Raw genomic sequence first — 26345 nt, 5'->3', positions numbered from 1 at the left:
AGGTGCCGCGCGATCCCGGCTGATTCGTCCGGAACGGGATATTTCCGCTTCGGCGAATCGTGTACACGAGCCGGGCCATTGCCGAGTCTGGGGAGCGTCGGCCCCCATGCGCGAACCCATGCTCGCGAACCCGGGCGCGAAACCCGTGTTCGCGGACCCGTGCTCACGAGCCCGGGCGCGAAACCCGTGTTCGCGGACCCGGGCTCACGAACCCCGGGCTCACGAACCCGGGCGCGCGCCGGAACGGGCGCCGGCACGCCAGAGCCGGTCACCGCACCCCTGGAGACGACCCCATGCCCTTCGGCCACCAACGGTTCGCCCGCAGGATCCTGACGGCCGCCGCGGCGGCCCTCCCCATCGCGGCGGCGGCCGTGGCGACACCGGTGCTGGGCGCCGCGTCCGCCGACGCCGCCGTCACCTGCCAGGTGACCTACACGAGCACCCAGTGGGGCACGAACTCGGGCGGCTTCACGGCCGGGGTCGAGGTCAGGAACACCGGCGAAGCCCTGACCGGCTGGAAGCTGACGTTCACCTTCCCCGGCTCGCAGAAGCTCACGCAGGGCTGGTCGGCCCGGTGGACCCAGTCCGGCAACCGCGTCGTCGCCGACAACGAGCCGTGGAACGGCGCGGTGACGTCCGGCGGGACGTTGTACCTCGGGTTCAACGGCTCCTGGACAGGGAGCAACCCGCCGCCGACGGACTTCGCCTTCAACGGCGTGCCCTGCGAGGTCGTCGTGCCGGGCACGTCGCCCAGCCCGAGCCCGTCCCCCAGCCCGAGCCCCAGCCCGAGCCCCAGTCCGAGCCCCAGTCCGAGCGGGGACGTGCCGGTGGACAACCCGTTCCTCGGCGTCCAGGGGTACGTCGACCCCGATTGGGCGGCCGATGTGGAATCCTCCGCCACGCGGGTGGACGACGCGACCGCGCGGAAGATGCGCGGCCTGGAGCAGACGCCCACGGCGATCTGGCTGAACCGCATCGCGGACGTCATCGGTGGCTCCGGAGTCACCCGTACGCTGAAGGACCATCTCGACACCGCCGTCGAGCAGGGGGCCGGCTACATCACGCTCGTCCTCCACGACCTGCCCGACCGCGACTGCCGGTCGCTGGTCTCCAACGCCGAGCTGCACACTCAGGAGGACGGCCTCAACCGCTACAAGGCGGAGTTCGTGGACCCCATCGCCGCCCTCCTGGCCAGGCCCGAATATCGCGACCTGCGCGTCGCCGCCGTCATCGAGCCGCGCGCCCTGATCGATCTCATCGTTGGGCAATACAGCATCTATCCATGCGACCAGGCGGCGGCGTCGGGCGTCTACGTGACGGGCATCCGCTACGCCCTCGACAAGCTCGCGCCCCTGCCCAACGTCTACACCTACCTCGACGCGGGCAGCGCGGGATGGGGCGGCTGGGACGAGAACTTCAACGCGCTCACGAACCTGATCACCGACACCGTGCGCGGCACGGCGGCCGGCCTGAACAGCCTGGACGGCATCGCCACGAACGTCGCCGACTACGTCCCCCTCGTGGAGCCCTTCCTGACCGACGCGAACCAGACCGTGGCCGGTCAGCCGATCAAGCTGAGCAGGTTCATCGACTGGAACCCCTACCTGAACGAACGGGACTACGCCGTCGCGATGCGGACCGCCCTGATCGCCAAGGGCTTCTCCGCCGCGCTCGGCGTGGTCGTCGACACCTCCCGCAACGGCTGGGGCGGGCCCGACCGGCCCACCGCGGTGAGCACCTCGCTCGACGTCAACACCTTCGTCGATCAGAGCCGCATCGACAGGCGTCCGTCGCGGGCCGCGATGTGCAACCAGAAGGGCGCGGGACTGGGAACGCGGCCGGTCGCCGCTCCCGCCCCCGGCGTCGACGCCTACCTGTGGATCAAGCGGCCCGGCGAGTCGGACGGCGCGGGCGGGCCGATCCTGCCCGAGGGTTCCGACCGGCTGCTCGACAGCACGTGCGACCCCAACGGCTCCCTCGGGCCCGTGTCGGACTCGATCCGGCCGACCGGCGCCCTCCCCAACGCGCCGCTGCCGGGCGACTGGCACCACGAGCAGTTCGTGATGCTGGTCGACAACGCCTACCCGGCGCTGTGAGCACGCGGCGCGTTCTCACCTGTCCACCCGGCCCAGGAGCACCTGCGCGTCGGCGCTGATCGGCGCCTGGGCCGAGGTGTCCACCTGCGAGGTGATGTCGATGCCGTTCCCGAACTGACTCCACAGGCCGAGAATGGCCGCCGCCCGCGCGACGATGAGCGCGATCCCGCTGCCCGCCGCACCGAGCCGGTAGACGACGGCCGCCGGAGTCAGCCGCGACGCGAGACCGCCCGGGCGGGTCTGGGGGTCCGCGCGTCCATGGGGACGGCCATGACGGTCAGCACCCATGACGGTCAGCACCAGGAACAGCAGCAGCACCCGCACGACCGACCACCCGTACGCGATCGCTCCCGAAGGGTGAGTCGCGCGGAAGGCCGCATAGGTTACGGATCTCCGCCTGCCGGCCTCGTCAGGGACCGGTCAGGCGGCGCTCGCCCTTGGGTGTGATCACGTAGACCTGCCAGGTGTAGTAGGCGTAGTAGTTCCTGATGTCCCGCTTCATCTGGCGCGCGTGCAGCAGGACCGCGTCCACGTATGCGTTGGAGTGGTTGTAGGCGTACAGCGCGCGCCGGTAGTCGCCGGGCGCGCCCGACGCGTGGAGGTAGTTGGCCGCCGCGAGGAGAGCATCGCCGGTGTCGTTGATGTCGCCGCCCATGCCGTACGCCTTCCAGGTGCCCGGCATGAACTGCATCGGGCCCTTCGCGCCCACGTAGCTCGGCGAGCGCACCCGCCCGAACTTGGTCTCCACGAGCATCACCGCCGCCAGCACCTCCCAGTCGACGCCGAACCGCCGTTCGGCGCGCCGGAAGGCGGCGAGCAGAGCGTCGGCGGGCTCCGCCGGTCTGACCTTGATCTTGATGGGCCCGCTGACGGGGTGGGCGAGGGAGAGCAGGTCGCGGATGGCCGTCACGTTGTCGCGCGCCCGCGCGGCCGTGTCCTTCGGCAGCTTCGCGTACGTGCGGGACGCGACCCCGGGATTGCGGGCCAGATAGCGGTAGACGCGCTGCTCGTACAGGGACAGCAGGACCACCGGCTCGGGCGCCTCGCCCTTCGCGGGGTCGCCCGTGCGTCGCCAGTCGTCGATCGCGTCACGCAGCCGCTCCACCGTACGGGTAAGGGCGTCGGCCAGCCGCTTGGGGTCCTTGGGAATCGCCGCGTCCGGCGCGGGCAGGCTCGGTGTCTTCCCGGGGCCGGCTGAGGACCGTTCCGGCGCGGCCGGGGTCGCGCGCTCGCGGGGAGCGACCGAGGCGGCCTCGCCCGCCGCGCCCGCGCATCCCGAGAGCGGGACGACGACGGCGGCGAGCGCGGCGGCCAGCACCGCACGGCGCGGCGGCAGCGGGTTCACGGCAGGCTGATCGTTCATCGTCACCAACGTATTCCCAGCGGTGACGATCCATGCCCTCTTCACCAGGCTGCGAGGGAACGTTTTACGGCCGACCCGATTTTCCCCGCCGCGGAAATCGCTGTTGACTCGCGCACTTATCGCCCACTAATCGTCGTCACGTGCGACTCCCTCGCGTGAAATTCGAACACCGTCCGCACCGTTACGAGGACGGCACCATTCGCATCGGCGGCGAGATTTACGGGATCGCCGCCGAAATCGCGGACCCGGACGGCTGGGTGTGGACGGCCCTCACGCTGATGGACGGCACCCGTTCCCGCGAGGAGATCGCCGAACGGCTGCGCCTGGCCCATCCGGAGCTGCCGGACGCGACGTCGATCGTCGAGGAACTGACGGCCACCCGATATGTGGAGGACGCCGCGGCGGTGCCGCCCGCCGGGCTGAGCGAGCGCGAACTCGACCGTTACAGCAGGAACCACGCGTTCTTCCGCGCCGTCGACGCCGTCCCGCGCGCCCACGGCTGGGAGGCCCAGGTCCGGCTGAAGGCCGCGCGGGTCGTAGTGCTCGGCCTGGGCGGCACCGGCTGCCACGCGGCCTGGGCGCTCGCCGCCGTCGGAGTCGGCACGATCCACTGCGTCGATCCCGACCTGGTGGAGCTGTCCAACCTCAACCGCCAGGTGCTCTACGGCGAGGCCGACGTGGGGCGGCCGAAGGCGGAGGCGGCCGTCGACCGGCTCCGGAGCGTCAACTCCGACATCACGGTCACCGGCGAACGCCGGAGCATCGGCAGCAGGCGCGAGCTGGACGAGCTGATCACGGGCTACGACGCGCTCGCCCTCTGCGCGGACCGGCCCACGGGGCACAGCCTCAGGGTGTGGGCCAACCGTGCCTGCGCCGCCGCGAACATCCCCTGGGCCGGCGGCGGATACAGCGGACCACTGGTCACCGTCGGATGCTTCGCCCCCAGGGAAGGCACCTGCTACGAGTGCCTGAGCAGCGGCGAGGAGGCGCGGCGCCGTCCCGGCACGCCGGTGAACCTCGGCGGCCCCGGCGTGATCGCCACCTCGGCGGGCGTGTCCGGCCAGCTCGTCGCCCACGCGCTGCTCGGGCTGCTGACCGGGGTGCCCGTGCCGCCGGTCGGCACCATCCAGGGCCTCAACCTGATCGCCGCGGACCACCACGTGTGGGTCCGGCACCCGCCGCGCCCCGGCTGCCCCGTGTGCGGCACCCGAGCGCCGGCGCGCAATTCGCCGCGAGGAACGACCGAAAAAGACGCCGGCCGAATAAACAGACAGCGGTCTTGACCGTTCCCGTCAACAAGACGAATCGTGAACGGGTTTTCGCGAGAGCATCCATCTCTCCTGCCCGGATTCTTCCGCCGCATCGGGACCTTCCGCCTCCGACACCGGCCGTACGCCGTGGCACCGGTCAGGACCCCGCGTACGAGCCGGTGGTCAGCTCCTCGATCAGCCCGGGGCCCGCGGGGGACCAGCCGTACAGGCGGCGGGCGCGGGAGGCGTCCAGCGGCGACGAACGGGTGAGCGTGGCGGCGAGCGGCCCCATCGCGGCGGTCCCCTGCTCCAGCGTGAGCGACACGGCCTGGGCGCCGGTCAGGGCGGCGGCTGCCTCGGCGATCCGTCGCATCGGGGTGCGCTCGGCCGAGGCGGCGTTGACGACGGCGCCCGGCCCGCCGTGCTCAAGCACGGCGACGTACAACGCCGCGAGGTCGTCGACGTGCACCGACGACCACTCGTTGGCGCCGTCGCCGATGTAGGGCACCATCCCGTTCTGCCTGCCCGCGCCGATGAGCCCCTGGAGCAGGCCCGACCCGCCGCGCCCGTAGACCAGCGCGGCCCGGATAACCGTACCCGCCACGTGGCCGGCGTCGAGGACCTGCCGCTCGCCGAGGACCTTGTAGGGCTGGGGCGACGTCTCGGGGGCGACGGGGTGGTCCTCGTCCACGGTCGCGCCCTGCCGGTCGGGGTAGACCAGGCCCGTGCTGGTGTAGACGAACCGGCCGCCCTCGTTCAGGCCGTCCAGCAGCGCCGCGAGGGCGGCGCGCTCGATGTCGCCCATCTCGGGATCGGTGTAGTCGACGGCGGTCTGCACGACGGCTTCGGCCGATGCGGCGGCGCCGCGCAGGACGTCGAGGTCTCGCAGGCTTCCGGACACCGCCTTGGCGCCCAGCGCTTCGACCCGCTCGCGGGCCCGGTCGGACCGGGCCAGGGCGACCACCTCGTGCCCGGCCCTGACGAGGTGCTCGGCCACGACGCCGCCGACGTAGCCGCTCGCGCCCGTGATGAGAACTCGCATGATCACATGCCTTCCGTGAGGTCGGTGACCGGCGGCGCGTCACACCGCCACCGGTCGATGCCATCCCCACGGTCGCCCGGGCCGTCGCGCACAACCAGGGACCACGAGTCCGTGGCTGCGGGGTACGCATGGCCGATTTCCGACGTACCGTCGCAGGTATGGACAAGCACGGCCTGGCGAAGTTCCTGCGCGGCAAGCGTGAGCAGGTCAGCCCTGCCGACGTCGGCCTGCCCGAGGGACGCCGCCGCCGTACGCCCGGCCTGCGGCGCGAGGAGGTCGCCCAGCTCGCGTACATCTCGGTGGACCACTACACGCGGCTGGAGCAGGCGCGAGGGCGGCACCCGTCGCGGCGCGTGCTCGACGGGATCGCCCGCGCCCTGCGCCTGTCGGACCAGGAGCGGGCCCACCTGTTCGACCTGGCCGGGGAGCGGGAGGAGAGCCGATCGCCCGAGCCCGCACGCGAGGTGCGGCCGAGCACGCGGCAACTGATCGACCGGCTGACCGACGCCGCCGCGATCGTCGTGGACGACACCTGCCGGGTGCTGGCCTGGAACCCGCTGGCGGCGGCCCTGTTCGAGGACTTCTCCGCGCTGGCGGGCGAGGAGCGCAACGTCATCCGGCGCTACTTCCTGCATCCCGACCCCGAGCGGCGGCACTACGGCATGGGCATCTCGGAGCGGTTCGTCGTCACGGCCGTCAGCTACCTGCGCGTCGCCCTCACCCGCTATCCCGGCAGCCGTGAGCTGAGGAGCCTGGTCGAGGAGCTGCTGGCCGGGAGCGCCGACTTCGCCCGCCTGTGGAACTCCCAGCGGTTCCACATCGAACGGCACCTGCACCACACCGTGCGGCACCCGCGCGCCGGGCGGATCGAGCTGGACTACGACGTGCTGACCGTGCCCGACCAGGAGCAGCAGGTGGTCATCTTCACCGCCGAGCCCGGGTCTCCGGCGTACGAGTCCCTGCAGTTCCTCAAGGTCATCGGCGCCGAACAGGTGGGCGCCGAGCAGGTGGCCGCCGGCGCCTGACGCCTCCCGCGTTGCCGCTGCGCGCGGTGCCGCGCGATGCGATGTAAAAAGTTCTATACATCACGTCAAAAACAGATTACCTTCGAGGTGTCAAAGATTTTGTACACCCGAAGGGAATCGATCATGACTCACGAGGAGAAGCGCGCCTGGATCCGGCTGATCGTCGCCGTGATCGCCTACACCGCGTACGTCGTCGTCATCCTCAGACGTGCGGAGGGAGGCCCGTTACCCGACGTGCCGTACGCCGCCGCCCTGCTGTGGACGATCGGCGGGGCGATCGCCGCGGCGATCCTGGCCGAGATCGGGATGGCGATCGTCAACCCGCGGGCATCGCGCGTCATCGACGTCCGCGACAAGGAGATCGGACGGTTCGGCGAGTACACCGGCCAGGCGTTCGTCGCCATCGGCGCGGTCGCGGCGATGCTCATGGCAGTGGCCGAGTGGGACAGGTTCTGGATCGCCAACGTGATCTACCTCTTCTTCGTCCTGTCGGCGATCCTCGGCGACGTCACCAAGATCATTCTCTATCGCAGGAGCGTTCCGACGTGGTGAAGCCCACGCATGTGACGAACCGCATCCGCGCGCTGCGGTTCGCCCACGACGAGATGACCCAGGCCGAGCTCGCCGAGCGCATCGGCGTGACCAGGCAGACCGTCATCGCCATCGAACAAGGGCGCTACTCGCCCTCCCTGGAGATGGCGTTCCGGATCGCCCGGGTGTTCGGTGTCCCGCTCGACGACGTGTTCCAGTATCCCGACCTCCCGGAAGGACCGCCATGAAAGCCATCGTCCAGGACACGTACGGCCCGGCCGACGTGCTCGAACTGCGTGACGTCGACCACCCCCCGATCGGCGACGAGGACGTGCTCGTCGAGGTCCGCGCCGCCGCCGTCGACCCCGGTGTGTGGGTCCTCATGACCGGCCGGCCCTACCTCATGCGCCTCGCGGGCTTCGGCATGCGCCGGCCCAAGGTCGGGGTCCGGGGCCGCGACCTGGCCGGGGTGGTGACGGCCGTCGGCGCCCGCGTCACCCGCTTCGGGCCAGGCCAGGAGGTGTACGGCACCTGCGAAAGCGGCTCGTACGCCGAATACGCGTGCGCGCGGCAGAGCAGGCTCGCGCCGAAGCCGGCCGGTCTCACCTTCGAACAGGCCGCCGCGGTGCCGGTCTCCGGCATGACGGCGCTGCAGGCCGTCCGTAATGTCGCCCACGTCCGGCCGGGACAGCGGGTGCTGGTGATCGGCGCGTCGGGAGGCGTGGGGTCGTTCGCCGTACAGCTCGCCAAGGCGGCCGGCGCGAGCGTCACCGGCGTGTGCTCGGCGGCGAACGCCGGGCTCGTGCGATCGCTCGGAGCCGACGACGTCATCGACTACGCCCGCGAGGAGATCGACCGCGACGGCGCACGCTATGACGTCGTCATCGACACCGCGGGAAACCGGCCGCTGTCTCTGCTGCGCCGCGTCCTGACCCCGCGCGGGACGCTGGCGATCGTCGGGGGCGGCCACGTGGCGTACCGCTTCACCGGGGGCATGGGACGCACGTTCCGGGCGCCGCTGCTGTCGATGGTCACGGGGTCGATGTTCAGAGGGCAGCGGCTGCGCCCGGTGATGTCCAGGGATCGCGCCGAACACCTGGAGGAACTGACGCGGCTCATCGAGTCGGGCGCCGTCACCCCCGCGATCGACCGCGCCTATCCCCTCAACCAGGCGCCCGACGCGATCCGCCGCCTCATGGACGGCCACCCCGCCGGCAAGGTCGTCGTCACCGTCTGACCCCCCTCAAGGAGTCAGGGGGATCCGGCGAGCGCGGCCTCGCGCAACGCCGCACTGCTGCTCGCCGCCGCACGCGAGCTCGTCGCGGAGCCGGGGCCGGAGGTCGCGCTGGACGAGGTGGCGCGGCGAGCCGGCGTCGGCAACGCGATCCTGTATCGGCACTTCCCCACCCGCGCCGATCTCCTCGTCGCCGTGTACGCGGACGAGGTCGCGGAGTTGTCCCGTCCGTGCGCGGCCGGCGTGTCCCCCGCCGACGCGCTCTTCTCCTGGCTGGACGCGTTCGTCGTGCACGTCGCGACGAAGCGGCCGCTCGCCCTCGCGGCCACGGAAGGTCCCACCGGCCGTCGCAGCGCGTTGTTCGACCAGTGGCACGCCTCGATCCGCGCCACCGCGTCCGACCTGCTGCGGCGGGCGCAGGACGCAGGCGCCGTACGGCCCGGCGTCACCGTGACCGACCTGCTGGCCCTCGCGGGCGGCGCGGCACTCACCGGAACCGATGTGGCCCACGCCCGGCGGCTCACCGCGCTCCTGCGCAGCGGCCTGGAAGCCGGCGACTGAAGGTTCGGCTCCTCGGACCAGAGCGGGTCTGGCAAAAAGTGATATCACTTTGCTAGTGTCGTGCTAGACACCGAGGAGAAGACATGACAGACCTGCAGATCTCCGTCGACATGCCGGCCCCCCAGACCCACGAGCGGACGGCGCGGGCGACGGCCGGGTGGCCGCTGCTGGTCCTGGCCCTGCTCGCCCTGCTGAGCCCGTTCGCGCTGATCCCGATCGGAGCCGTCGTCGCGGCCGGCGGCAACGGCGGCACGGGAGCGGCGCTGATCATCGCCGGGGTGCTGCTCCTCCTGGCGGCCATCGTCGTCTTCAGCGGGCTCACCGCGGTCGCCCCCGGCGAGGCACGCGTGATCCAGCTGCTCGGCCGCTACGTGGGCACGGTCCGCACGCCCGGCCTCCGGTTCGTGGCTCCCTTCACGCAGAAGCGCCGGGTGTCGACCCGGATCCGCAACCACGAGACCGACATCACCAAGGTCAACGACGCCGACGGCAACCCGATCGAGATGGCCGCCGTGGTCGTGTGGCAGGTCGAGGACACGGCGAAGGCCGTCTTCGAGGTCGACGACTTCGTGGAGTTCGTCGCCTTCCAGACCGAGACCGCGGTGCGTCACATCGCCGGCAGCTACCCGTACGACGGGCACGACGACATGCTGTCCCTGCGGCAGAACGCCGAGGAGATCACCGGCCGCCTGTCGGCCGAGATCCAGGCCCGGGTGGCCTCCGCCGGGGTCAAGGTCATCGAGTCGCGCATCACCCGCCTGGCGTACGCCCCCGAGATCGCGCAGGCGATGCTGCGCCGCCAGCAGGCCGGAGCGGTCGTCGCGGCCCGCCAGCGGATCGTGGACGGCGCGGTCGGCATGGTCGAGGCCGCCCTGGCCCGCCTCGACGAGCACGACGTGATCGAGCTCGACGAGGAGCGCAAGGCCACCATGGTCAGCAACCTGCTCGTCGTCCTGTGCGGCGACCGCGACGTGCAGCCCGTGGTGAACACCGGCTCCCTGTACCACTAGACCGTGGCGACCGAAAGAAAGAGCATCCTGCTCAGGCTGGACCCGGCGGTGCACGACGCGCTGGCCCGCTGGGCCGGCGACGAACTACGCAGCACCAACGCCCAGATCGAGTTCCTGCTGCGCCGGGCGCTGTCGGAGGCGGGACGGCTGCCCGGCAACGCCGGTCGCATCCCCCGGCGCGGCAGGCCCGCCAAGAAGGAGGCCCCGCCTCCGGAGGCTCCCGTCACGAAGCCTCCCGTCACCGATCCGCCAGACGCCGATCCGCCCACCGCCGGTCCGCCCACCGCCGGTCCGCCCACCGCCGGTCCGCCCGCCGCCGGTCCGCCCGCCGCCGATCCACACGACGACTGAGAGGAAGGCAGCTCCGTGGACGTCCCCCGCTCCCTGACGGCCCAGCTCTACCTGCTGGCCTACGACCCCCGCAAGGAGCGGGTGGTGACGAACTTCCGCTTCCCCTACCTGCTGCGCGCCGCCGCGCTCACCGACCTGCTGCTGACCGGCCGGATCGCCGACGACGGCGGCAAGGTGCGCGTGGTGTCGGAGGAGCGGCTCGCCGACCCGGTCCTCGACGGCCTGCTGCACCAGATCGCCCAGTCGGGGCCCCGGCCGTGGCGGCACTGGATCGGCAAGGACACCCGCGCGACGGCCCGGGCGGTCCGCGACGAGCTGGAGACGAAACGCTGGATCAGGGTCGAGCTGCGACAGCCGTTCCTCGTCTTCAACCGGAGCCACGTCCGCGTACGCGACACGCGAGTGGTGAAGCGACTCGCGACGCGGGTCTCCGCCGCTCTCACCGGCCCGGTCTCCCGCGTCGGGGACCACGAGGCCGCCCTTGTCGGCCTGGCCGCGGCGGCGGAGCTCGGGACGATCCTCCCGCGCGCCAGGCGACGGGCGTACAAGCAGCGCATCGCCCTGCTGTCCGAACGCGGCGGCCCGGCGACACCGGCCCTCCGCAAGGTCATCCAGCAGGCCCACGCCATGAGCGGCGGCTGAGGGCGGGCCGCATGAGATTTGCCGATCCGGCAACGGGATTCGGGCGAACGGCCAGGCCGGCGGGATGATCGGTGGCGGCTCTCGCGGAGCGGACAAGGCCCGGAGCACCGCCACTTGGAGGAGACGCATGTCGCACCACGTCGCAGAGATCACGCATCGTACGGTGTCCGTGCCGGGCGGCCGGATCCATGTCGCGGAGCGGGGGACCGGGCCGCTGGTGCTGCTCGTCCACGGCTTCCCCGAGTCGTGGTACTCCTGGCGCCATCAGCTTCCGGCGCTCGCGCAGGCCGGATATCGGGCCGTCGCGCTCGACGTCCGCGGTTACGGCCGATCCTCGAAGCCCGCCGCGGTGGACGGCTACCGGATGCTCGCCCTGGTGGAGGACAACGTCGCGCTGGTGCGCGCCCTGGGCGAGGAGTCCGCGGTGATCATCGGTCATGACTGGGGCTCCCCCATCGCGGCCACGTCCGCCCTGCTGCACCCCGAGGTGTTCCGCGCGGTGGGGCTGCTGAGCGTGCCCTACACTCCGCCCGGCGGCCCCCGGCCCACCGACGTCTTCGCCCGGATGAGCGGTGACCAGGAGTTCTACATCTCCTACTTCCAGGAGCCCGGCCGTGCCGAGGCCGAGATCGAACCCGACGTGCGGGGCTGGCTCGCGGGCATCTACGCGGCGCTGTCCGGCGACACCATGCCCGGCCCCGACGCTCCCGCCCCGCACTTCGTCAGCCCGGGGGCGACGCTGCGCGACCGGTTCCCCGGCGGGCCGCTGCCGTCCTGGCTCACGGAGGACGACCTGGAGGTGTACGCCGGGGAGTTCGAACGCACCGGCATGACCGGCGCGCTCAACCGCTATCGCAACATGGACCGCGACTGGGAGGACCTCGCCGGTTTCCGCGGGGCCCCCGTCAAGCAGCCCTCCCTGTTCATCGGCGGCAGTTCGGACGCCTCCGTGACCTGGATGGCCGGCGCGATCGACGCCTTCCCCGCGACCCTTCCCGGGCTGGTCTCCTCCCACCTGCTGGACGGCTGCGGCCACTGGGTGCAGCAGGAACGTCCCGCCGAGGTCAACCGGCTCCTGACCGAATGGCTCGCCGCCCTGCCCACCGCCTGAAGACACGCTCCGCCGTGCCGGTCCGGCCTCCCGGCACGGCTCGACGTGCTCGCCCGCATCCGGAAAGAGCTGGGCCGATCCCGGGCCGCCGATCGCCTCGCGGCGTTCACCTGCCGCACGTACGGAGCATGTTGAGCAGGGCGGTCCTCTCCTTACGGGTCACGAAGAGCCGGTAGTGGTGCTTCACCGTGATCCACGAGGTCGCGTAGCGGCACCAGTAGGCGCGGCGCGGCGGACGCCAGCTCTGCGGTCCCTGGCCTCCCTTGGCGATGTTGACGGAGTGGCTCACCACGACCAGCTCGGGGCGGCTCAGGTCGTTGGCGAACGCGCGCCGCTTCGCCTGGCTCCATCTCTTCGCGCCGGAGCGCCAGGCGTACGCCAGGGGGACGACGTGGTCGACGTCGATCTCCTTCACGCTCTTCAGCACCTTGCCGTCGTACGGGCTGTGCCAGACGCCCTTCACGGCCTGGCACGCCGCGTTCCTCCGTACGCCCCGGCCCTGCCGGGCGAGGACCACCTCCCGTGCGTCGCACTCCCCCTTGTGGTGCGCCCATCGCGGCTGGAACCGCCGGTGGCTGTAACCGCGTATTGACAACGGCTTGGCCACCCTCAGATCCGCCAGCATGCGGCGGGCCGACGCGCCCGCGTCCGCCCGGCCGCGGGCGTCGGCGGCGGCCTGCGGGGCGATCGCGACAGCGGTGATCGGAAGGACGGCAAGGGAGAGCGCGGCGGCCCGGAGGGTGCGAGGTACGGAGATCATGCGTTCAGCCATATCAGTCCCTCCCCGTGGGGCGTGACGATATGCGAAAGGCACCGGGCGATCTTCGGGGAATGCCGGACGATCGCCGATCGTTTCAAGCCGACGGAAGTTGAACATTCAATTAGGAGGCGGCCATGCCCGCTGTCACCGCCGACACCCTGACACTGCCGCACGTCGCCGCGCCGGACCCCGCCGTCGCGGCACCACGCCCCGTTCGCTCGGTGACGACCGCGCCCAGCGGTTTCGAGGGCGAAGGCTTCCCCGTACGGCGTGCGTTCGCCGGAGTGCCGCAGCAGATGCTCGACCCGTTCATCCACATGGACCAGATGGGCGAGGTCGAGTACGCCCCCGGCGAGCCGAAGGGCACGCCGTGGCACCCGCACCGCGGTTTCGAGACGGTCACCTACATCATCGACGGCATCTTCGAGCACCAGGACTCCAACGGCGGCGGCGGCACCATCACCAACGGCGACACTCAGTGGATGACCGCCGGGTCCGGCCTGCTGCACATCGAGAAGCCCCCGGAGCACCTGGTGGTCTCGGGCGGGCTCTTCCACGGCATCCAGCTGTGGGTGAACCTTCCTCGCGCGCACAAGTTCCACCTGCCGCGCTACCAGGACATCCGGGGGAAGGAGGCGGCGCTGCTCGCCTCTGCCGACGGCGGCGCGCTGCTGCGGGTGATCGCCGGTGATCTGGACGGGCACGCGGGCCCGGGCGTCACGTTCACCCCGATCACGATGGTGCACGCCACCGTCAGCCCCGGCGCCCGGCTCGACCTGCCGTGGAACCCGGAGTTCAACGCCCTCGCCTACGTTCTGGCCGGTCAGGGCACCGTGGGCGCCGAGCGGCGGCCGATCCGCAAGGGACAGCTCGCCGTCTTCGGCCCGGGCGGGTCGCTCACCCTCGCGGCGGACACCGCCCAGCCGCAGGCCGAGCCCAATCTTGAGGTGCTGCTGCTCGGCGGGCGGCCGATCCGTGAGCCGGTCGTGCACTACGGGCCGTTCGTGATGAACACCCGCGCCGAGATCATCCAGGCGATGGAGGACTACCAGGCGGGCCGCCTGGGCGTCATCCCCGCCGAGCGGGTTCCGCACGCCGACGGACCCCTGTCCACGACGGACTGACCCCAACCGGCGCCCGCCCACCCGGCGGGCGCCGGTAAGCAGGCCGGCCGAGGAGCGCGCCGGGCGCGCTGAGAGGGTGCCAGAGCACGCCGCGCGCGCTGGGAGGGTGCCAGAGCACGCCGCGCGCGCTGGGAGGGTGCCAGAGCACGCCGGGCGCGCCGGGCGCGTGCCGGAGCGCGTCAAAACGCGCTGGGGCGCGCCCACCCGCCGCTCGGCCGGCCTCACGCGGCGGAGCCGCGATTTCCGCCGTCACTCCGTTCCGAGCCGCCCGCTGATCGTACGCAGCGCTTCGAGGAGATCGCGGGCCGACGGAGCCTGCTCGGGATCCACGAGCCACTGGGACGCCATCCCGCCGAGCAGCGCCTGGTAGAACGCGCCGACGGCCATGGCCTTGCGTTCGTCCGCGGCCGGATCCAGATGTTCGAAGATCGCCGCCAGGCCCAGCTTCGCCTGCCGGTTGGCCGCGGCGAACGCCTCGCGCAGCTCCGGCTGCCGGTCCATCTGGGCGATGAGCTCGAACTGGATGGCCCACAGCGGCCGCATCGCGGCGAACGACTCGATGATCCGCGTCCAGGTCGCCTCGAACCGCTGCGCGGGCGAGCCGCCGAGTGACGCGTCCGCGGCGAGGGTCTGCTCGATCTCCTTTCCCCACTCCTCCATCGCCTCGATGAGGGCCGCGTCGAGCAGGGCCTTCGTCGATCTGAAGTGATAGCCGATGGCGGCGAGGCTCGTGCCGGCGGCCGCCGCGATGTCACGCGCGGTGGTGCCGGAGTATCCCTTCTCCATCAGGCACCGCTTGGCGCCCGCGAGCAGATCTTCCCGGTTTCCCATGCTCAGAGCCTAGCCTACGGTTAACACAAATGTCTTGGACAATCGTGCTAGACGGATGATTAAGACGCTTGTACAGTTCCTGGCATGACGAACATCCTGATCTCCGGTGGAAGCGTCGCCGGGCTGACGCTGGCGTACTGGCTCCGCGAGCACGGCTTCGCGGTGACCGTCGTCGAGCGCGCCCCCTCCCTGCGGGACGGCGGCTACAAGATCGACGTCCGGGGAGCGGCGCTCGACGTCGTCTCCCGCATGGGCCTGCTCGACGAGGTGCGGCGGCACAGCACGGACATGCGGGTCGCGCGTTTCGTCGACGCCCGGGGCCGGCAGATCGGCACGATGAGCGCGCAGTTGTTCGGCGGCCGCGAGGGCGACGACGTCGAGATCATGCGCGGCGACCTCACCCGGCTCCTGCACGCGGCGGCCGGAGACGGCGTCGAGTACGTCTTCGACGACTCCATCACCGCCCTGCGGGAGACCCCCGAAGGAGTGCACGTCACCTTCGCGAACGGCGCTCCTCGCACGTTCGACGTGGTGGTGGGGGCCGACGGCCTGCACTCGAACGTGCGCGCGCTGGCCTTCGGCGAGGAGTCGCGGTTCGTCCACGACCTCGGGCACTACATCTCGATCTTCACGGTGCCGAACCACCTCGGCCTGGACCGCACGGAGATGATGCATCCGGCGCCGGGCAGGAGCACCGGGATGTACAGCACGGCGCGCGCCGACGACGCCAAGGCGATGTTCCTGTTCTCCTCGCCGCCGCTGGAGTACGACCGGCGCGACCCCGCCCAGCAGAAGAAGCTGCTCGCCGGCCTCTTCTCCGGCCAGGGCTGGGAGGTTCCGCGCCTCCTCGACGCCATGGAGGACGCGCCCGACTTCTATCTCGACTCGATCAGCCAGGTGCGCATGGACCACTGGTCGTCGGGCCGGGTGACACTCGTCGGCGACGCGGCCTACTCGGCCTCGCCCGCGTCCGGTCAGGGCACCAGCCTGGCCCTGGTCGGCGCCTACGTTCTCGCGGGCTGCCTCGCCGAGGCCGCGGGAGACCACGCCGCCGCCTTCACCGCGTACGAGCGCGAGCTGCGGCACTTCGTGGAGGAGAACCAGAAGCTCGCCGAGGGCAACCTCAGGGGCATGGTGCTGAAGTCCGCGGCGCAGATCCGGTTCCAGATGCTGATGCTGCGGCTGATGCCGCACCTGCCGGGCAGGAACCGCATGATCGAGCGGGTCACCGAGCCGATCCGCAAGGCCGCGACCGCGATCACGATCAGGGACTACCGGGCCCAGGCCGCGTAGCCACCCGCACGCACCGGCAACATTTCCGGGTTGTCCGGCATCTCACCCCACATGAGACTGCGCACGGTTCTCGCGACACTCGTCCTGGCCGCCGTTGCGCTGGGCGGGCAGCCCGCGACGGCCGCCACTCCGGTCACGATCGCGTACGCCAGGTGGACGCACACCTGGGAACTGGTGCTGACCGACGGACACGTGGTGAAGGTGCCGGAAGCGCTCGCCGTGGCGCCCCCCGACGCGGTCAACCCGGGGGCGCGGGCCGCGTTCCTGGTCAGCGGGGACGGCCGGCGCTTCTTCTACTTCCGCAAGTCGGACGGCCGGTTCGCCGAGCGGACCCTGCACGGCAGGGAACATGTGATCCGCGACCTAACCGTGGCCACGACCGGCGAAGAATGGCCGTCGGTGTCGTACGACGGCGGTTTCGTGGTCACCAAGACCTCGGCACCGGGCCTGGGAGCCCTGCTGGACCTGCGGAAGGGCAGGAGCCTGCCGCTGCCCGGAAAGACGGACACCTGGAACTTCGCGGGATTCAGCCCGGACGGCGCGCGGCTGCTGATGCAAGGGGAAGACGGCCGGATGACGGTGTTCGACCGGGGGCTGCGCACCCGCCTGCGGTCGAAGACGCGGCTGTGGGCGACGGCCCTGGCGAACGACCACGTCACGGCGGCGGAGCCGGTCGGCTCGTGGCCGAAGTCGCGCACGCTGCGCCTGGTCGACCTGCGCACCGGCAAGGCGAGCCGCACCGTGACCGTACGGCTCCCGCGCGGGCGGCGGATCGACGACCTCGACTTCGACAAGGCGGGACACCTGGTCGTCCGGTCGAAGACCGAAACCGGAGTGACGGTCTACCGGGTCTCGAAGACGACCGGCGTGGTGACGCGGGTGCGGAGCCTGGTCAGGCCCGACGCGAAGATCTGGGTGCTCCCCGGTGACGACGCGTACGAGCCGTGGACGGAGAAGAAGTGACTCCGGCCCTTCCGCGACGTGTGAACGACTCCCCTCGGTCAAACGTCGTACTGGTGAGCGGAAGGGGAAGCATCGTGCGCACCGTACTCGTCTCGGGCATATCGGCGATCGGGCTGGCGTTCCTGCCGGCCGCGGCGGCCTCGGGAGCGGCCCACCAGGGCGGCCAGGCCGGGGAGACCGCGCCCACGTGGCGGCTGGCCAAGGTGAACACCCTGCCCGGGGACGACGTGCTCGACGACGTGACGGTCCTCGGCAACGGGTCGGTGTGGGCGGCCGGCCACCGGGTCGTGAACGGCACGCGGCGGGGCCTGGTCGAGCGGTTCGACGGCCGATCGTGGAAGGTGCTCCCCGGCAGCCCGTCGTACGAGCTGACGGCCGTGACCGCCGGCTCGGACAAGAACGTGTGGGTCTTCGGCCCGGGGAAGGCGAGCCGGTGGAACGGCCGGACATGGACCACCTTCTCGCTCGGCAGCGGCTTCTCCACGACGGACGCCGACGGCACGGGCGCGAAGGACGTCTGGGCGGTCGCCGACTCCTCGGCCTCGGCCAGGCACTGGAACGGGTCGTCGTGGCGGAGCGTCCCGCTGCCGGCCCACGCCGCCGCCGTCGACGCGTACAAGGCCGGTGACGTCTGGGCGGCGGGGGCCAAGGGCACCCGTCCCGCGATCATGCGGTGGAACGGGAAGTCCTGGGCGCTGGTGCCCACCCCCGCGATCAAACTGCCCGCTCGCGACGCCGCCGCGGTGCTCACCGACATCGCCGTCCTCGGCCCCCGCAACGTGTGGGCCGTCGGCGGCGTGAGCTGGGAGGGCGCCGACGACCAGGGCGACGACAAGATCTACGACCGCCCCCTGGTCATGCACTGGAACGGCCGCTCGTGGACCGCCTCGGTCGGCGCCGTCAACGCCCAGCCGTACACGGAGGTGGAGCCCGACGGCGCGGGCGGCGTGTGGATCGTGCAGAGCGACTGGAACTCCACCCTGTGGCATGTCACGGGTTCGACGTGGCGGAGCACCCCGATCCCCCGGAAGGCCGGCACCGACGCCGCCCTGTTCTCGATCGCGCGCAGGCCCGGGACGACGACGCTGTGGGGCGCCGGGTTCACCGCGCCGCAGGGCGACCCCGACGACCCCTCCGCCAACGGCGCCTTCTGGCGTACGAACTAGCCATCCGGCAGGTCACGCCCGCTCGTGCAGGGCGGCAGCCGGGCGGCGCAAGCGACGATCAACGCCCCCCGGACCACAGGCGGGCAGCCGAGGGGCCGAAGGCCTCCAGGGTCAGGATGTACGCCGCCGCCAGGGCTTACTCGCCTTCCTCCGCAGGTCAGGCCCGCCATGGGACGAGTGTGACCAGCGCCACATCTCTTCCGCAGATGCACTCTGACCTGCAACTTCGCGCAGTTGATCCCTTTTATGCGCTTCTTATCCTTTTGATGCTCTTTGCGGAGATATGGGGCTCTTGGTAGTTTCCTTGCCCATCGGCGGGATCCACGTGACCTCGTCGTTACGAACCCGGCCCCGCCGGGTTCGACCATCCACAGTCGCCGTCGCCCCGCCTCTCCGCCCCCCTGGGCGCCGGTGATGCCGAATCCGAGCCGCTAGGAGGCTCGGAGCCGGGGAACCAATCGACCTTCGACGAAGGTCTGGGGTGAATCGGCGCGCCGGCGCCGTAGGGCGATCTTCCCTGCCCGAATCCGTCAGCTAACCCGGTAGGCGCAAGCGGAAGACCAAAGGGAGAGATCCTCCTGTCCACCAACTCCACCACTCTGCTCCGCATCGCCTGCGTCACGATCGGTAGCGCGGCGCTCACCGCGTCGGCCGGAGCATTGAGCGCACTCCCCGCAGCCGCCGCGTCCGCGACGGTGACATCCCCACCCCCGGCCCCCGCCCCCGCCCCCGCCCTCACCTCGGCGGTCATCCCGCCCGTGCCCCCCACAACGACCACCCCCCTGCATCCCGCGCCCGTGGCCGAGAACTCCGCCACGAGGAAGCTCACCAAGGCGGCTCTCCAGCAGGAGAAGGCCGAGCGCGCCATCAAGGTGGCGAAGAAGCAGCTCGGCGACCCGTACGTGTGGGGCGCCACGGGCCCAGGAGCGTTCGACTGCTCCGGGCTGGTCCAGTTCGCCTGGCGCAAGGCCGGCGTCAAGCTCCCGCGTACGACGTGGGCGATGCTCAGGCACGCCAAGAAGAGGGTCTCGCTGTCGCACCTCAAGCCCGGCGACCTCATCTTCACCAGTGGCGGCGGCCACGTGGGCATGTATCTCGGGCACAGGAAGGTGATCAGCGCCCCCCACAGCGGCGCGGTGGTCAGTGTCGACAGGCTCAACGCCTATTGGAGGGGCAGCTTCCTCACCGCCGTACGCCCCGGCGTCTGACCCGGGACGCCCTCGGTGGAGACGCGCCGCCGCGCAGCGCATCTCCGCCGAGGGCGTGGCCGGAGGCTACGCGTCCTCCACGACGAGGCGCCGGAGCAGGGCCAGCAGGGTCGCGCGGTCCGCGTCCGGCAGGGCGGTGTAGCACCTGGCGAGCACCTCGTCGGCGACCTTGCGCCCGGCTTCCAGGACCCGCTCGCCGGAAGGGGTGAGATGGTGCTCGATGCGCCTGCCGTGCCCGGGCCTGCGTTCGATCCATCCCTGGGCCACGAGCCGCCCGGCGAGGGTGCCGAAGGCCTGCTCGGTCTGGAACGTCGCCGCGGCCAGCTCCCGGGCCGACGCCCCGGGGGTACGGCTGATCGCCCGGAGGGCGTCCCACTGGGCGAGCGTCGCGCCGATCGCCGACAGCCCGCTCTCCAGGGCCCGGTGCTGCCGATATTGGACCTGTTTGACCGCCCGCCCGAGTTGTTGCAGATCGCGACCTGTCCCTCACCATGTCGGAGGCCGGCACCGGCAGACCGGCCCTGATCCTGCACGGCGGCGGCGGCCCCGCCACGATCGCCGGGCTCGCCGGGCACCTCTCCCGGACGGCACACACCCTGACGCCCGTGCATCCCGGCTGGGACGGCACCGACCGTCCCCCGTGGCTCACCGGCATCGACGACCTCGCCCTCGCCTACCTGCACTGCCTGCATCGCCTGGGGTTGCGCGACGTTCTCGTCGCCGGCTCCTCCCTCGGCGGCTGGACCGCCGCCGAGATGGCCGTACGCGACACGGCGGGGATCATCACCGGGCTGGTGCTGGTCGACGCCGTGGGCGTGGACGTCCCCGGCGAGCCGATCCGCGACTTCTTCGCCCTGGACGCGCGCGGCGTGGCCGAATACGCCTGGCACGACTCGCAGCGCTTCTACGTCGACCCGGCCGGCGTCCCCGCCGACCAGCTCGCAGCCCGGGCGGCCGACATGGCCACCATGCGCACGCTGGCGGGCGACCCCTACATGCACGATCCCAAACTGCTCCGCCGGTTGCGGCACGTCGACGTGCCCGCGCTCCTGGTGTGGGGGGAGAGCGACCGGATCGTCACCCCCGCCTACGGAGCCGCCTACGCCGGCGCCTTCGCCAACGGCCGGCTGGAGGTGATCCCGGAGGCCGGTCACCTGCCGCACATCGAACAGCCGGCGGCCACCTTCGCCGCGATCGACCGCCATCTGCACGCGGCCGGTTCGCCGGCGACCAGCGCTTAGCCCGCAGTCACCCGCCCGCCGTCACCCGCCCGCAGTCACTCTGCGGTCCTGCGGGCGGAAGCCGCGAGCCGGTCCGCGAGCGCCGCGACACGGTCGCGCAGCTCGTCCGGCCGCTCGATGACGAACGGCCGGTCGAGTGAGGCGAGCACCGGAGGCAGCCAGTCGAGCCGCTCCGCGCGCACCTCGACGCGGAGCCAGCCCTCGTCCCCGGAATCCGCCAGGGTCGCGACGGCGGCGGGAAGCCGGGCGCGGATCTGCTCGACCGTCCCCTGGATCCGCAGCACCACGTCGTACCGATATCGAGCCGTGGCGAATCCGGCCAGGACGTGCTGCGCCGGATCGAACCCGGCGGGCGGCTCGAACGAGCCGGGCAGCGTCCTCGCGTCCGCGATGCGGTCCAGCCGGAAGGTCCGGTCCTCGCCGATCTCCGGATCCGCGCCCGTGACGTACCACCGGCCCGAATGGGCGACGAGCCCGTACGGATGCAGCGTGCGCTCGCTGCGCCGACCATCGGCGGCGGTATACCTGATCGAGATCGGCCGGTGATGGCGCACCGCGTCGGCGACGCAGAGCAACACGGCGGTCTCGGGAACGGCGGACTCGCCGGGCGGGGCCGTGAAGGCGAGGGATTCGAGCACGGTGTCGAGCCTGCAGGCGAGCCGCTCGGGCAGAACGCGCCGGATCTTGGCCGCCGCCGTCTCGCTCGCCGTGCCCGCCGCCGTCGTCAGCCCCGCGCGGCGACCGGCGACCAGGCCGAGCAGCACGGCGAGCGCCTCGTCGTCGCTCAGCATGAGCGGGGGCATGCGATATCCGGGGGCGAGGCGATAGCCGCCGTATCGGCCGCGCACCGACTCGACGGGCACATCGAGGTCGATCAGGTGGTCCACATATCGCCGCACGGTGCGCTCGTCGACGCCGAGCCGGTCGGCGAGCTCGGCCATCGTCCGCGTGCCGCCCGACTGCAGGAGCTCCAGCAGCGTGAGAACGCGATGAGTCGGTCGGGCCACGTCACACAATCTAGTGACAATACTGGGCGGTTTCTGTCCGGTATCCGCCCTAGTGTTCCCGGGACGAACAACCCGGGAACCAGGGAGATCACCATGGACTTCGTGTCGATCCGCATCATCACCGACGACGTCGCGCGCCTCGCGGGCTTCTACGAGCGGGCCACGGGCGTGCGGGCACGCTGGGCGAGCGCGGAATTCGCCGAGATCAAGACCGCCTCCGCGACCCTCGCGATCGGCAGCACCCGCACCGTCCCGCTCTTCGCACCCGGCGCCGCCCGGCCGTCCGCCGACCACAGCGTGATCGTCGAGTTCCTCGTCGACGACGTGGACGGCGTGCACCGGAGCCTGACCGGCCACGTCGAGGAGTTCGTCCAGGAGCCCACCACGATGCCGTGGGGCAACCGGTCGCTCCTGCTCCGCGACCCCGACGGCAACCTGGTCAACTTCTTCACCCCCGTCCCCCCGGAGGCAATCGCGAGGTTCCCCCGCTGACGGCTCCCGCCGACGCGGGAACGACCACGGAGGTGGCGTCCTCGCGCAGGGTGAGTTCGAGCACCGGCGCGATCGTCCCGCCGAAGGCGGCCCGCGCCGCGCCGGGCCCGGCCGTCCACGGATCCGGCCCTCCGATGGAGCGGTAGTTGAGAAAGCTCACGACCTTCAGGTCGGGCAGGACCAGCCAGGCGTACGCCTGGTCGGGCTCTTCCGCCGGATTGGCCAGCACGAGCCCCGAGCCGTTCAGCGGCGTGTACGGCCCGGCGAGGGTGGGCGCGACGAAGCCGTAGAGCCCGGTGGGGGCGCTTCCCCTCGGGTGGAACGACTGCCGCTGCGTGCAGAAGAACAGGTAGTACGACGACCCGTGCACCACGATGTGGGGCCGTTCGATCTCGTGGTTGACTCCGTCGGCCACGAGGAGGGGCGGCCGCAGCGACCAGCCGCCCGGCGTCGCCGCGGCGAGGGCCACCGCGCCCATGAAGGCGTGGCCCGCGCCGGGTGACGCCGCGACGGACGCGGCGACGAGCAGATATTCGCGTCCGTCGGCGGGGTCGCGGAACCAGCCGGGATCGCGGAACGCCTTGATGCGCCCGGGTCCGCCCTCGATGTCGTCGGCCGGCAGGTAGGTCACGCCGTCCGAACGGAGGACCTCCCGGTGCTCGGCGGCCGGGTCGAGCAGGATCCGGCCGCCGTCGGTCACCAGCCGGGCGCGGGCCTCCACGACGGTCTGGGTGAACGTCGGGCGGGCCTCACCTCGGCGGCCGGCGGCCGTGTAGAACACCGACACCGTGCCGTCCGGTCTGCGGACCGTCGATCCCGACCATTCGCGGCTGCCCGGCGAGGCGCCGTCGGCGAAGACGTGGCCGAGGTCGGTCCAGCCGCCGGCGTCCCTGCCGAGCAGCCGGAGACGGGCGTGGTCGTGACGCTCCTCGGGGTGGCCGAGGGCGGGCGCGGCGAGCGCGATCCACAACTCGCGGCCCCCGACCACGGTCGTCGAGCCGTCCTCCTCCTGGATCGGCCACAGATCCCAGACGTCGTCGTGGGGCAGCACGCGCGGCGGCGCGGGAAGGCCGATGACCGGCGCCGTCGTCGCCGGGCCGCCGACCGGCGCGGCGAGGTGCCGCCGCGTCCAGCGCGCGGGCTCGCCCCGCACCGGTTCCGCGACGCCGTTCACGCGATTCCCCCGTCACGTCGCCGTCCCCGGTCACGTCGCCGTCCCCCGGCGAGCACCTCGTGCGCGCAGGACCGGGCCTCCGGTCCGGGCGTGCCGTCTCGCCGCCCCCGTGGAGCCATCAGAAGAACCTCCGAATCCATCGCGCGGGGCGTCTCCCCGCACGTCTCAGAAAGCGTCACCACGACGCGGGCGCCTCGGACCGCGCCGCGCGTGCGAGCTCCACGGCTCCGGCCACCCCCGAACGATCGCCGAGGGCGGGGCCGGTGACGTACTCGTCCATCGCCGCAGGACCGGCGGGCACCGGCGGCCCCGGATAACCGGCGGTGAGGGTGAGCAGCCGCGCCCGCACGGCGGGCAGCAGCGCGGGGTGCTTGGCGACGCCCCCGCCGACGACGATCCGCTCGGGCGACAGCGCGTAGGTCAGGTTCACGAGCGCGAGGGCGATGTATCCGGCCTCGAGCTCCCAGGCCGACGGGTCGTCCAGGTGCTCGGCACGACGCCCCCACCGGCGGCGCATCGCCTCGCCCGACGCAAGCCCTTCGAGGCAGTCGCCGTGGAAGGGGCAGCTCCCCGCGAACGGGTCCCTGCCCGTGTCGTGCGGGATGCGGATGTGCCCGAACTCCGGATGCAGGAGCCCGTGCACGAGCCCGCCGTTCACCACCGCCCCCACACCGATGCCGGTGCCCACGGTCATGTACGCGATCGTGCCGAGCCCCGCGCCCGCTCCACGGCGCCATTCCCCCAGCGCGGCGGCGTTGACGTCCGTGTCCAGACGGACGGGTACGCCCAGCTCGGCGCGGAAGGGGGAGACGACGTCGACGTCCGCCCAGCCCGGCTTGGGCGTGGCCAGGATGCGGCCGTACGTCGGCGAGCCCGGCCGCACGTCCACCGGGCCGAAGGTGCCGATGCCGAGCGCGGCGATGGGCGGATGGCCGCCGAAGAACCGCAGCGCGGCGCCGATGGTCGTCTCCGGCGTGGTCGTGGGGATCACCTCGGTCGCGAAGACCTCTCCCCCGGCGTCGGCGACCGCGCACACCCACTTCGTCCCGCCCGCCTCGATTCCCCCGAAGAACGGGGCAGTTCCGTCCACTCGCGTCATCCCTTCAGAGAGCCTTGCAGCAGAGCCGTGACGAACCGGCGCTGGAAGATCAGGAAGATCACGAGTGTAGGAGCCAGGATCAGCAGCGAACCCGCGCAGAGCAGCGGCATGTTGGTGCCCCACTGCCCCTGGAAGGCGCCCAGGGCCCCGGACATCGTCCGCTTCAACGGGTCGTCCACGAGGACGATCGCCAGGAGGAACTGGTTCCAGGTCCACAGGAACAACAGGATGGCCAGGGACGACAGCGCCGGCATGGCCAGCGGCACGTGGATGCGCCAGAAGAGCTGCCACACGTTCGCGCCGTCCATGCGCGCGCTCTCCGACAGCTCGTCGGGCATGTTGACGAAGTGCGCCCGCATCCAGAAGACCGCGAACGGCATGAACAGCCCGATGAGCGGCAGGATGATCGCCCATCTGGTGTTCAGCAGCCCCATGTCGCGCACCTGGTAGTACAGCGGCGTGATGATGCCCTCGAACGGCAGCGTCAGCCCGAGCACGAACAGCAGGAACACCAGGTTGCGTCCCGCCATCCGCAGGTGACCGATGGCGAACCCCGCCAGCGTCCCGAGCAGCAGCGAGAGGGGCACCACGCCGAGCACGATGAGCGTGCTCGACTTCACCAGCTCGATCATCCGGGCGGCCTTGAACGCCTCGACGAAGTTGCCCCACTGCGGATGGCTCGGCCACTCCAGGCCCGAGGGGTAGCTGCCGGACGGGTGCAGCGCGGTGACGAACAGGCTCACGAACGGCATGAGCGTGACCGCCATCAGCACGACGAGCAGCAGCCTTCCGGTCCACGTCTCCCGACGCCCGACGATCATGAGGACCTGTCCTTGGTGAGCCACTGGATGGGAAGGGCGACGAGGATGACGAGCACCATGAGCACGACGGCCAGCGCGGACGCCATGCCCACCTGCCGCTCGGTGAAGGCCAGATAGTAGATCTCCAGCCCCGGGACCATGGTCGCGTTCCCCGGGCCGCCCTGGGTGGAGACGTACACGATGTCGAAGCTCGCCAGCGCGGCGATCACGGTCACCGTGACGCAGACGCCGATCTCCTGCCGCAGGCTGGGCACGGTGATCGAGAAGAACTCCCGCAGCGGCCCCGCCCCGTCCATCCGGGCCGCCTCGTAGAGCGCCGGGTCGATCTTGCTCATCCCGGACAGCAGGAGGATCGTGCACAGGCCGAGCAGCACCCACGCCCCGATCACGCCGACCGCGGGCAGGGCGGTGGAGAAGTCGCCCAGCCGCGCGCGTGCCCCCCCGCCGAGCCCGACCAGCCTGAGCAGCTGGTTGACCAGTCCGGTCGACGACATCAGCCAGCTCCAGGCGATGCCGGCGGCGACGAGCGGGATGACCTGCGGCAGGAACAGGACCGTCCGCGCCACCAGCGCGAGCCGGCTCGTGGCGATCCGGCGGATCGTCGAGGCGATCGCGAGGCTCAGCACCACCGGGATCACGCTGAAGAAGACGATCAGCTTGATCGCGTTGAGGATGGAGGCGAACAGGTCTGGGTCGGTGAAGACCTTGGCGTAGTTGCCCAGCCCGGCCCAGGTGGACGGGCCGATGCCGTCCCAGCGATACATCGAATACTGGACGGTGAGGGCGATCGGCCGTAGCACGAAGACCGCGTAGACGATGAGCGCCGGAGCCACGAACAGCCAGGCCACCCACCCCGGCGTGCGGAGCCCCGCCGCGCGGGCGGAGCTCCGCTTCCTCCGCTCGCCCGCGCCCTCGGCGGACTCGTTCGAGCGGAGAGTCGGCCGTGTCAT

At 71.7% G+C, this 26345-nt stretch carries 28 protein-coding genes, 1 pseudogene and 1 riboswitch; of the genes and pseudogenes, 18 read left to right on the top strand and 11 right to left on the bottom strand.

What is annotated here, in order from left to right; all coding sequences use genetic code 11:
- Nucleotides 1–293 precede the first annotated feature (293 nt).
- The gene (locus FLV34_RS07035) at nucleotides 294–2096 is read left to right on the top strand and encodes a glycoside hydrolase family 6 protein (protein WP_147942649.1); all 1803 of its coding nucleotides are present in this window, start codon (nucleotides 294–296) and stop codon (nucleotides 2094–2096) included.
- A gap of 15 nt (nucleotides 2097–2111) precedes the next feature.
- On the opposite strand, the gene FLV34_RS07030 is transcribed toward FLV34_RS07035, so the two are convergent.
- Both FLV34_RS07030 and FLV34_RS07025 read right to left on the bottom strand, forming a co-directional pair.
- On the bottom strand, nucleotides 2112–2420 hold the full coding sequence (locus tag FLV34_RS07030; protein WP_147942648.1) for a DUF6185 family protein: 309 nt from the start codon (nucleotides 2418–2420) through the stop codon (nucleotides 2112–2114).
- A gap of 85 nt (nucleotides 2421–2505) precedes the next feature.
- Complete coding sequence (locus tag FLV34_RS07025) at nucleotides 2506–3459, bottom strand: lytic murein transglycosylase (RefSeq protein WP_147942647.1); 954 nt, start codon at nucleotides 3457–3459, stop codon at nucleotides 2506–2508.
- A 155-nt stretch (nucleotides 3460–3614) separates the two neighbouring features.
- Here FLV34_RS07025 and FLV34_RS07020 point away from each other — a divergent pair, with 155 nt between their 5' ends.
- A complete protein-coding gene (locus tag FLV34_RS07020; RefSeq protein WP_142648022.1) occupies nucleotides 3615–4742 on the top strand; it encodes a ThiF family adenylyltransferase in 1128 nt (375 codons plus the stop codon).
- 124 nt (nucleotides 4743–4866) lie between these two features.
- Here FLV34_RS07020 and FLV34_RS07015 read toward each other — a convergent pair whose 3' ends face one another.
- Nucleotides 4867–5751, bottom strand: coding sequence for an NAD-dependent epimerase/dehydratase family protein (locus tag FLV34_RS07015; RefSeq protein WP_147942646.1), 885 nt, complete (start codon nucleotides 5749–5751; stop codon nucleotides 4867–4869).
- Nucleotides 5752–5909: 158 nt separating this feature from the next.
- Here FLV34_RS07015 and FLV34_RS07010 point away from each other — a divergent pair, with 158 nt between their 5' ends.
- From FLV34_RS07010 to FLV34_RS06970, 9 genes and pseudogenes are all read left to right on the top strand, one after another.
- Nucleotides 5910–6776: a helix-turn-helix transcriptional regulator gene (locus FLV34_RS07010; protein ID WP_142648020.1), complete on the top strand. Its 867-nt coding sequence runs from the start codon at nucleotides 5910–5912 to the stop codon at nucleotides 6774–6776.
- A 123-nt stretch (nucleotides 6777–6899) separates the two neighbouring features.
- Complete coding sequence (locus tag FLV34_RS07005; protein WP_147942645.1) at nucleotides 6900–7328, top strand: hypothetical protein; 429 nt, start codon at nucleotides 6900–6902, stop codon at nucleotides 7326–7328.
- Nucleotides 7322–7555, top strand: a complete 234-nt coding sequence (locus FLV34_RS07000) for a helix-turn-helix transcriptional regulator (RefSeq protein WP_142648018.1) — start codon at nucleotides 7322–7324, stop codon at nucleotides 7553–7555. The genes FLV34_RS07005 and FLV34_RS07000 overlap by 7 nt, the downstream gene beginning before the upstream one ends.
- Nucleotides 7552–8544: an NAD(P)-dependent alcohol dehydrogenase gene (locus tag FLV34_RS06995; RefSeq protein ID WP_142648017.1), complete on the top strand. Its 993-nt coding sequence runs from the start codon at nucleotides 7552–7554 to the stop codon at nucleotides 8542–8544. The genes FLV34_RS07000 and FLV34_RS06995 overlap by 4 nt, the downstream gene beginning before the upstream one ends.
- 54 nt (nucleotides 8545–8598) lie before the next feature.
- Entirely contained in the window at nucleotides 8599–9102 is a 504-nt protein-coding gene (locus FLV34_RS06990; protein ID WP_142648016.1) for a TetR/AcrR family transcriptional regulator, read from the top strand.
- An 83-nt stretch (nucleotides 9103–9185) separates the two neighbouring features.
- Nucleotides 9186–10112, top strand: coding sequence for an SPFH domain-containing protein (locus FLV34_RS06985; RefSeq protein WP_147942644.1), 927 nt, complete (start codon nucleotides 9186–9188; stop codon nucleotides 10110–10112).
- A gap of 3 nt (nucleotides 10113–10115) precedes the next feature.
- Nucleotides 10116–10310, top strand: a pseudogene (locus FLV34_RS41335) (hypothetical protein); the annotation flags it as partial.
- A 168-nt stretch (nucleotides 10311–10478) separates the two neighbouring features.
- Nucleotides 10479–11105, top strand: coding sequence for a GPP34 family phosphoprotein (locus FLV34_RS06975; protein WP_142648014.1), 627 nt, complete (start codon nucleotides 10479–10481; stop codon nucleotides 11103–11105).
- 127 nt (nucleotides 11106–11232) lie between these two features.
- Nucleotides 11233–12216 carry an alpha/beta fold hydrolase gene (locus tag FLV34_RS06970; protein ID WP_142648013.1) on the top strand — a complete coding sequence of 328 codons (984 nt, stop codon included), beginning with the start codon at nucleotides 11233–11235 and terminating at the stop codon, nucleotides 12214–12216.
- A 106-nt stretch (nucleotides 12217–12322) separates the two neighbouring features.
- Here FLV34_RS06970 and FLV34_RS06965 read toward each other — a convergent pair whose 3' ends face one another.
- The gene (locus tag FLV34_RS06965; protein WP_261985684.1) at nucleotides 12323–12988 is read right to left on the bottom strand and encodes an HNH endonuclease family protein; all 666 of its coding nucleotides are present in this window, start codon (nucleotides 12986–12988) and stop codon (nucleotides 12323–12325) included.
- A 122-nt stretch (nucleotides 12989–13110) separates the two neighbouring features.
- Here FLV34_RS06965 and FLV34_RS06960 point away from each other — a divergent pair, with 122 nt between their 5' ends.
- Entirely contained in the window at nucleotides 13111–14100 is a 990-nt protein-coding gene (locus FLV34_RS06960) for a pirin family protein (RefSeq protein ID WP_142648012.1), read from the top strand.
- A gap of 249 nt (nucleotides 14101–14349) precedes the next feature.
- Here FLV34_RS06960 and FLV34_RS06955 read toward each other — a convergent pair whose 3' ends face one another.
- Nucleotides 14350–14931 (bottom strand): TetR/AcrR family transcriptional regulator, encoded by a 582-nt coding sequence (locus FLV34_RS06955; RefSeq protein ID WP_147942642.1) that lies wholly within the window; start codon nucleotides 14929–14931, stop codon nucleotides 14350–14352.
- 84 nt (nucleotides 14932–15015) lie between these two features.
- Between FLV34_RS06955 and FLV34_RS06950 the strand changes: the two genes are divergently transcribed.
- From FLV34_RS06950 to FLV34_RS06935, 4 genes are all read left to right on the top strand, one after another.
- Complete coding sequence (locus FLV34_RS06950; protein ID WP_147942641.1) at nucleotides 15016–16224, top strand: FAD-dependent monooxygenase; 1209 nt, start codon at nucleotides 15016–15018, stop codon at nucleotides 16222–16224.
- 51 nt (nucleotides 16225–16275) lie between these two features.
- On the top strand, nucleotides 16276–17187 hold the full coding sequence (locus tag FLV34_RS06945) for a hypothetical protein (protein ID WP_147942640.1): 912 nt from the start codon (nucleotides 16276–16278) through the stop codon (nucleotides 17185–17187).
- Between the two features lie 74 nt (nucleotides 17188–17261).
- Entirely contained in the window at nucleotides 17262–18353 is a 1092-nt protein-coding gene (locus FLV34_RS06940; protein ID WP_142648008.1) for a hypothetical protein, read from the top strand.
- Nucleotides 18354–18758: 405 nt separating this feature from the next.
- Nucleotides 18759–18917: riboswitch (cyclic di-AMP (ydaO/yuaA leader) on the top strand.
- A 194-nt stretch (nucleotides 18918–19111) separates the two neighbouring features.
- Complete coding sequence (locus FLV34_RS06935; RefSeq protein WP_261985683.1) at nucleotides 19112–19561, top strand: C40 family peptidase; 450 nt, start codon at nucleotides 19112–19114, stop codon at nucleotides 19559–19561.
- Between the two features lie 66 nt (nucleotides 19562–19627).
- Here FLV34_RS06935 and FLV34_RS06930 read toward each other — a convergent pair whose 3' ends face one another.
- The gene (locus FLV34_RS06930; protein ID WP_261985696.1) at nucleotides 19628–19957 is read right to left on the bottom strand and encodes a MarR family winged helix-turn-helix transcriptional regulator; all 330 of its coding nucleotides are present in this window, start codon (nucleotides 19955–19957) and stop codon (nucleotides 19628–19630) included.
- A 95-nt stretch (nucleotides 19958–20052) separates the two neighbouring features.
- On the opposite strand from FLV34_RS06930, the gene FLV34_RS06925 reads away from it, so the two are divergent.
- Entirely contained in the window at nucleotides 20053–20802 is a 750-nt protein-coding gene (locus FLV34_RS06925) for an alpha/beta fold hydrolase (RefSeq protein ID WP_147942638.1), read from the top strand.
- 35 nt (nucleotides 20803–20837) lie between these two features.
- On the opposite strand, the gene FLV34_RS06920 is transcribed toward FLV34_RS06925, so the two are convergent.
- Nucleotides 20838–21809 (bottom strand): YafY family protein, encoded by a 972-nt coding sequence (locus tag FLV34_RS06920; RefSeq protein WP_147942637.1) that lies wholly within the window; start codon nucleotides 21807–21809, stop codon nucleotides 20838–20840.
- Between the two features lie 93 nt (nucleotides 21810–21902).
- Here FLV34_RS06920 and FLV34_RS06915 point away from each other — a divergent pair, with 93 nt between their 5' ends.
- Nucleotides 21903–22301, top strand: a complete 399-nt coding sequence (locus FLV34_RS06915) for a VOC family protein (RefSeq protein WP_147942636.1) — start codon at nucleotides 21903–21905, stop codon at nucleotides 22299–22301.
- Here the strand turns inward: FLV34_RS06915 and FLV34_RS06910 are convergent.
- From FLV34_RS06910 to FLV34_RS06895, 4 genes are all read right to left on the bottom strand, one after another.
- Nucleotides 22258–23475, bottom strand: a complete 1218-nt coding sequence (locus tag FLV34_RS06910) for a glycoside hydrolase family 68 protein (RefSeq protein ID WP_147942635.1) — start codon at nucleotides 23473–23475, stop codon at nucleotides 22258–22260. The genes FLV34_RS06915 and FLV34_RS06910 overlap by 44 nt on opposite strands.
- Nucleotides 23476–23650: 175 nt before the next feature.
- Entirely contained in the window at nucleotides 23651–24565 is a 915-nt protein-coding gene (locus FLV34_RS06905; RefSeq protein WP_222709429.1) for an ROK family protein, read from the bottom strand.
- A gap of 5 nt (nucleotides 24566–24570) precedes the next feature.
- Nucleotides 24571–25395 (bottom strand): carbohydrate ABC transporter permease, encoded by an 825-nt coding sequence (locus tag FLV34_RS06900; RefSeq protein WP_147942633.1) that lies wholly within the window; start codon nucleotides 25393–25395, stop codon nucleotides 24571–24573.
- Nucleotides 25392–26345, bottom strand: coding sequence for a carbohydrate ABC transporter permease (locus FLV34_RS06895; RefSeq protein ID WP_147942632.1), 954 nt, complete (start codon nucleotides 26343–26345; stop codon nucleotides 25392–25394). The genes FLV34_RS06900 and FLV34_RS06895 overlap by 4 nt, the downstream gene beginning before the upstream one ends.

The organism is Microbispora sp. CSR-4, from assembly GCF_008033685.1.
Classification (GTDB): domain Bacteria; phylum Actinomycetota; class Actinomycetes; order Streptosporangiales; family Streptosporangiaceae; genus Microbispora.
This window is presented reverse-complemented; position numbering and strand designations above follow the sequence as displayed.